The organism is Rhodoferax sp. (assembly GCF_028688795.1).
Taxonomy (GTDB): domain Bacteria; phylum Pseudomonadota; class Gammaproteobacteria; order Burkholderiales; family Burkholderiaceae_C; genus Rhodoferax.
The window spans coordinates 1-5294 of the sequence record NZ_JAQTXM010000081.1; the positions used below are offsets into that span (position 1 = coordinate 1).

Below are 5294 nucleotides of genomic sequence, written 5' to 3' on the forward strand. Positions count from 1 at the left end.
TGAGCTTTTTGGTGTCGAACAAACGCTGTTTCGTATATTGGGATTTCGAGACATCATTGAATTGCCGCTCAAAGACTATGCAGAGATGGGCCATATGCGCAAGGTGATTGAGGCTGCTCCTGGGAACACCATGAGTGCAGAGTTGGTCAAGAGCTTGCAACCCGATGTGAGTGCAACGCAGGACAATTCGGATCGCTTTGGCCCACTGGTTGTAGAGGCGGTGGCGTTTATCAAAGTACTGGTGATTTGCCTCAATCTTCTCGGAAGCCTGCTCCTTCTGGCCTCGTTTTGGTTGATACGCCAAGGCGTGCTGGGCCCTCTGAATGAGGCGGTGCAATTGGCACGGCGCATTGCACAGGGTGACCTTCAGGGCGATGTTGTGGCACGCACAACCGACGAAATCGGACTGCTGATGACGTCACTTGCCGAGATGCAAGGAAATCTGGCCCGGATGGTTGCCAATGTGCGCCACAGTGCAGAGAGCTTGCAAATATCCAGCACCGAGATTGCTCAAGGCAACCATGACTTGAGTTCCCGAACCGAAGGCCAAGCCAGTGCCCTGGAACAGACATCCGCGTCTATGGAGGAGCTGGGCTCGGCATTTAAACAAAACTCGGACAGTGCCCGACAGGTGAACCAGTTGGCTATGAATGCCTCGACTGTTGCGGCCCATGGCGGTGAAGTCGTGGCACAAGTGGTCGACACCATGAAGGGCATCAACGATGCATCCCGCAAAATCTCAGAAATCATTGGAGTCATTGATGGCATCGCTTTTCAGACCAACATATTGGCCCTGAATGCAGCAGTGGAGGCCGCACGTGCGGGCGAACAAGGCCGAGGCTTTGCCGTTGTAGCCAGTGAAGTACGCAGTCTGGCGGGGCGTTCGGCAGATGCCGCCAAGGAAATCAAGAATCTGATCAATGCCAGCGTAGAGCGTGTGGAGCAGGGTACGGTACTGGTGGATCAGGCGGGAACCACCATGACCGAGGTCGTCACCTCCATACGGCGTGTCACAGATCTGGTCAGTGAAATCAGTTCCGCGAGCAGTGAGCAAAGTGCCGGCGTGTCACAGGTTGGTGAGGCAGTTGCTCAAATGGACAAGGCCACCCAGCAAAACGCGGCACTGGTTGAGGAAATGGCCGCGGCAGCCAGTAGTTTGAAATCACAAGCTGAGGAACTGGTCCAGACCGTTGCGGTATTTAATCTTGGTGCCCATCAAAGCACCGTCCAAACTCCGGTTCACTCGGGGACTCCCAAGACAACACCGTTCAACGGCGGTGAGCATCGTGCCCTCCGTGCAGGTTCGGCCGCGCCAAAGTCTGCGGTAAAAAAACCAATGGTGACCAGGCCTGTGTCGCTACCAAAACCGGTGACTAGTGCCAAGCCACCAATTGCTGGTGGTGATGATCAATGGGAAACCTTTTGACAAGCACCTGTCATTCTTGCGTGAGAAGCTATTCAATCAGGAGTGTTTGACGCTGGCGAGTATTGCGGTGGTGGCTTGCGTGCTGGTGTGCAGGGTGAGGCCCTCGCGGTGCTAGGGCGCAAGGTCGGCCTGACCAACGAGGATTTTGAAGTCTTCCGACAAGTGAGAGACACAACACCGGTTGAGGTGATGAAGCCCGCGCCGCTCCTGGCCGGTCTGCGGCGGGACATGCTGGCACAGACTTTTGACGGTCTGATGGGGTTGTTCAGGGATCGGGTGTTTGTTGATGTGCCTGATATTTGTGTAATTGTGTGTATCATTCATCGATGAAAAGCACTGACATCATCAAATTGCTCAAGGAGGATGGCTGGTTCTTGGTCCATGTGGTGGGCTCCCATCACCAGTTCAAGCACCCCACAAAGCCGGGCAAGGTGACAGTGCCACACCCCAAGAAAGATTTGCCTCTGCCGACCCAGCGCAGCATCCTCAAGCAGGCTGGGCTGGCTGACCATTAAAGACAGGAGTAACCCAAATGCTTTATCCCGTTTATGTGCATGTAGGCGACGCAGGCCACGCCCATGGTGTGACGTTTCCAGACTTTGCGGGCTGCTTTTCTGCCGCCGATGAGTGGAGCGATCTTCCTGCCGCCATTCAGGAAGCGGTACAAGCACATTTTCATGGTGAGCCAGAGGCGGTTCCGCCACCTACCCCGCTGGAAGTGCTCACAGCTGACCCGCAATACCAAGGCGGTGTGTGGTTGCTGGTCGACGTGGATTTGTCGCGCATTGACACCCAGCCTGTGCGCCTGAATGTGAGCCTGCCTTCCAACCTGGTGAAGCAGATTGACACATGGGCCAGCGCTCACCACATGACACGTTCCGGCTTTTTGGCCAAGGCGGCGCAGGCCGCCATGCGCGAGTAATCAAGGGAGCGCCAGACCCTGTTGGGTTACGCCTGTGGCTAACCCAACCTACAGGGGAGAGTCGTTGCCATTTATAAGAAAAATTGGGCTGTAGCGCTTGTCAACATTTCGCAAACAGCTATGTAATTAGTAGCGTTTGGCTCTGAGGTGTTTTCCGGCGCTGGCTGGCACGCAGAGGCCGTCGTTATGACAACACCAAATGCCGGCTCGGTAGTCGCAGCCCGCGTTTGCTCAAGAGCGCGGCTTCACGACTGCCAGGCCGAATTCGAATATCACCGGTCATCGCCAGCCAATGAAAACGTGGCATATCAGCTAGCGCGGATTTTTGGGTCAAGGTCTCCAAGCCTTTGAAGTCCGGCTGCGTGAGCTTGTGCTCCAGCCAATCCAGCTTGGCCAAAATTTTGGCCACTTCGCTGGTGCTGGAGGCCGGGTGGGGTTCAACCCATACTGCAAACTCTTCACCTTTCTTGGTTTTTAAACCCAAGCCATAGTCCCAGCGGTTGGATTGGGGCTCGGTCGCTTGGCAGTCTTGGTCAATATCGACGCTGGCGGTAAAGCTCAGCACTGTCCCGCACGTGATGCCAGCCTGATACTGACCTTTGACAGCGCTTTTGCCGGGCATCACTTTCAGCCCGGCGGCTGTTGCAGCGCTTTCAAATTGACTGGTTTTCAAAGCCGGTTTGTCTACTTTGTTTTTCGGCTTGCTCCCTGCTGAACTCATGATTTAGCCTTCCCTTCGTCGGCAATCGGCTTCTTCTTTTTGCGGGGTTTCGACTCATAACGATTCACCACCTTTGCAATCGTGTCACCGGTCCGGCTGGCAAAGCCAACCAGGCCACCCCATTGCGATTCGGCGCTATCCGTAGCGCCGGGGTCCAGCTTTGAAATATCTCGTACTGTCTGGTCACGGTCAAAGAAGTACACCCGGTAGTCCTTCTTCAAAATTTCCTTGCCGAGGTCTTTTGCGTAATGGGTATTGGGCAGTTCAAACAGGCTGCGCACATCACCTTCGGTACCTTCGAGTTGTTTGAATTCCTGTAGCGCCCAAACCATGTCCAGCACGACGGGTGAGTGCGTGGACAGCACTACCTTGTAACCGCGTCGCAGCAGCTCCAGCACCAGCAGCAGCACGGTGGCGATGCCCTGTGGGTGCAAACCCATTTCAGGCTCCTCGATCACCACCCAGTCAATGTCATCGCGTTTGCTGGCCCCACCTGCCGGGCAAAGCCAGTACAGCCCAAGCAGTAGCGGCGTGAATTCACGCTGTCCTGCCGACCACGCCAGGAAGGGCAAGCCCTCTTTGTGGCCGGGCACCTTGAGCACCAGCCTTTTGGTGAAATCACTGGCGTCCACCGTGAGCTTGCTGCCGCCAAAGAGATGCTCGTTGATGGGTTTGCGCAGGGTGTCGTTCAGGCGGTTGGGTTGGGGGAAAAGCTCGCCTTTGGCACCAAATTCGTTTTGCAGCAAATCGTGCACCGTATCGCTGAAGTAGCGCAGGGTGTAGGGGTCGCCGTAGTTGAACTGGCCAAAATTCTGAGTGACCCCAGCGGCCAGACTCATCACCCGCTGCGCAGGAATGAAAAACAGGCTCTCTTTGCGTTCACGGGTTTTGGTGGGCTTGGACAAATCGGGCAAATTCAGAGACTTGGCATTCCAGCTCAACTTGGATGAGCCGTCTTTCCACGCTGCCGCCATGCCCTTGCCGTAATACCCGCCCAGGAAAGCCGCACTGTCACCATTGAAGGCCACGCTATGGTGCTTGAAGGTGTCATGAATGTGATCCCGATCCAGCACCAGCTTCAAGGTTTGCAGAAAAATGCTCTTGCCGGTCGCCTGCGGGCCAACGATCACGGTCAGGTCGCCAAAGCGCACATCAGCCTGGACGATAGGCCCCAGGTTTTGAATCTGGAGCACATCAGGTTTGGGCTGGCGTGGCCGACGGATCTTCGGCAGAGGAATACCGGTCTCAATTTCGTAAGTCATTTCATGTTTCCTGATTCAGGTGCACCATCTTGATGGATTCAATGCCCCGGCTACCCACAATGCGCAATACCGTGCAGCTATAGATGCTTTGAATGGATTGACGGGGTTGAGGTTACATCATGTTTTAGATTTGTCTGCGTCAGTGCTGACCCGGGTGAAGCCATTGGCGTAGCGGTTGCCAACGTACGCATCTGGATTCACGACGTGCCCAAGGTGAACTGGGGCATTGCGGGGGTGAGTGCAAAGGAGTTGGGGCGGTAAGTTTTTAAGCCAAATCGGCCTGTATCCCTTGTTCTGTATGCGCAAGCAGCTATTGAATCAGAACCCGCTTTGCAGCGTCTGTGGGTGGCAGGAGATGGGTTGGTGCGGCGGCCTCATACTGTCAAAGGCCCAGAAAACGCAGTTTCGGCGTAGCCAAATCGGCCGCCACCCCAACCCATCCCCTGCTGATCAGCTTTGTTTGAGCACGAGTTTGGAAGCCCAATTCAGGGGACGGCAGAAGTCAGGTTAGCAGAGGTTGGAGTCCCTGGAGTTTTGGCCGTGATTGACTCCAGAATGCTGGACTCGGACATTCGAACCTGACCTCTTAGCACGTCCCCAGTGCTTCAACCGGTCATTCGCAGTACAGCGATTCAAGTGATCGCTCGGCCACCCAGACCGGTCGCTCGACCCAATCATGACAGGCAATTTCCTTGAAACGACCGCTCACGCCAAGCATGACTAGTGCTTCCGAATCTGAGTCGTAGCCCAGGCAAAAGCCGCAAAGCCGCACTCAATGAACAAGCATGCGTACCAATTGCACATAGGTCTGTTCGGTACACAAGTTATAGTGTTTGTCACTACTGTCCGGTGAATGTGGTTTTGATTTGACACAAACCCAATAAGCATGCGGGTTTGCGGGCGAATTTATTTGGTGCCGATTTGAATTTCATTGTCGTTTTCCTTGGTAGTTTCCCTGGATTG

Annotated in this window: 6 protein-coding genes and 1 pseudogene; 5 read left to right on the forward strand and 2 right to left on the reverse strand. The window is 54.9% G+C overall.

Going from position 1 to position 5294, the window contains the following annotated elements; genetic code table 11:
• The 4 genes from PHQ58_RS23220 to PHQ58_RS23235 form a co-directional block, all read left to right on the forward strand.
• Positions 1–1426, forward strand: a 1426-nt coding sequence (locus PHQ58_RS23220; protein WP_300116190.1) for a methyl-accepting chemotaxis protein, incomplete at its 5' end; no start/stop codon positions are given.
• A 42-nt stretch (positions 1427–1468) separates the two neighbouring features.
• Positions 1469–1756 (forward strand): hypothetical protein, encoded by a 288-nt coding sequence (locus PHQ58_RS23225; RefSeq protein WP_300116192.1) that lies wholly within the window; start codon positions 1469–1471, stop codon positions 1754–1756.
• The gene (locus tag PHQ58_RS23230; protein ID WP_300116195.1) at positions 1753–1941 is read left to right on the forward strand and encodes a type II toxin-antitoxin system HicA family toxin; all 189 of its coding nucleotides are present in this window, start codon (positions 1753–1755) and stop codon (positions 1939–1941) included. The genes PHQ58_RS23225 and PHQ58_RS23230 overlap by 4 nt, the downstream gene beginning before the upstream one ends.
• Positions 1942–1958: 17 nt before the next feature.
• The gene (locus tag PHQ58_RS23235) at positions 1959–2348 is read left to right on the forward strand and encodes a type II toxin-antitoxin system HicB family antitoxin (protein ID WP_300116197.1); all 390 of its coding nucleotides are present in this window, start codon (positions 1959–1961) and stop codon (positions 2346–2348) included.
• Between the two features lie 184 nt (positions 2349–2532).
• Here the strand turns inward: PHQ58_RS23235 and PHQ58_RS23240 are convergent, their stop codons facing one another.
• Together PHQ58_RS23240 and PHQ58_RS23245 are read right to left on the reverse strand one after the other, a co-directional pair.
• On the reverse strand, positions 2533–3069 hold the full coding sequence (locus PHQ58_RS23240; protein WP_300116199.1) for a hypothetical protein: 537 nt from the start codon (positions 3067–3069) through the stop codon (positions 2533–2535).
• Positions 3066–4331, reverse strand: a complete 1266-nt coding sequence (locus tag PHQ58_RS23245) for an AAA family ATPase (RefSeq protein ID WP_300116201.1) — start codon at positions 4329–4331, stop codon at positions 3066–3068. The genes PHQ58_RS23240 and PHQ58_RS23245 overlap by 4 nt, the downstream gene beginning before the upstream one ends.
• Before the next feature lie 156 nt (positions 4332–4487).
• On the opposite strand from PHQ58_RS23245, the pseudogene PHQ58_RS23250 reads away from it, so the two are divergent.
• A pseudogene (locus tag PHQ58_RS23250) lies at positions 4488–4592 on the forward strand (tautomerase family protein); the annotation flags it as partial.
• Positions 4593–5294 lie beyond the last annotated feature (702 nt).

Bases quoted from the DNA above. Each gene is read 5' to 3' on its own strand.
- PHQ58_RS23230 (WP_300116195.1), top strand. From the start codon at position 1,753: ATGAAAAGCACTGACATCATCAAATTGCTCAAGGAGGATGGCTGGTTC.
- PHQ58_RS23235 (WP_300116197.1), top strand. From the start codon at position 1,959: ATGCTTTATCCCGTTTATGTGCATGTAGGCGACGCAGGCCACGCCCAT.
- PHQ58_RS23240 (WP_300116199.1), bottom strand. From the start codon at position 3,069: ATGAGTTCAGCAGGGAGCAAGCCGAAAAACAAAGTAGACAAACCGGCT.
- PHQ58_RS23245 (WP_300116201.1), bottom strand. From the start codon at position 4,331: ATGACTTACGAAATTGAGACCGGTATTCCTCTGCCGAAGATCCGTCGG.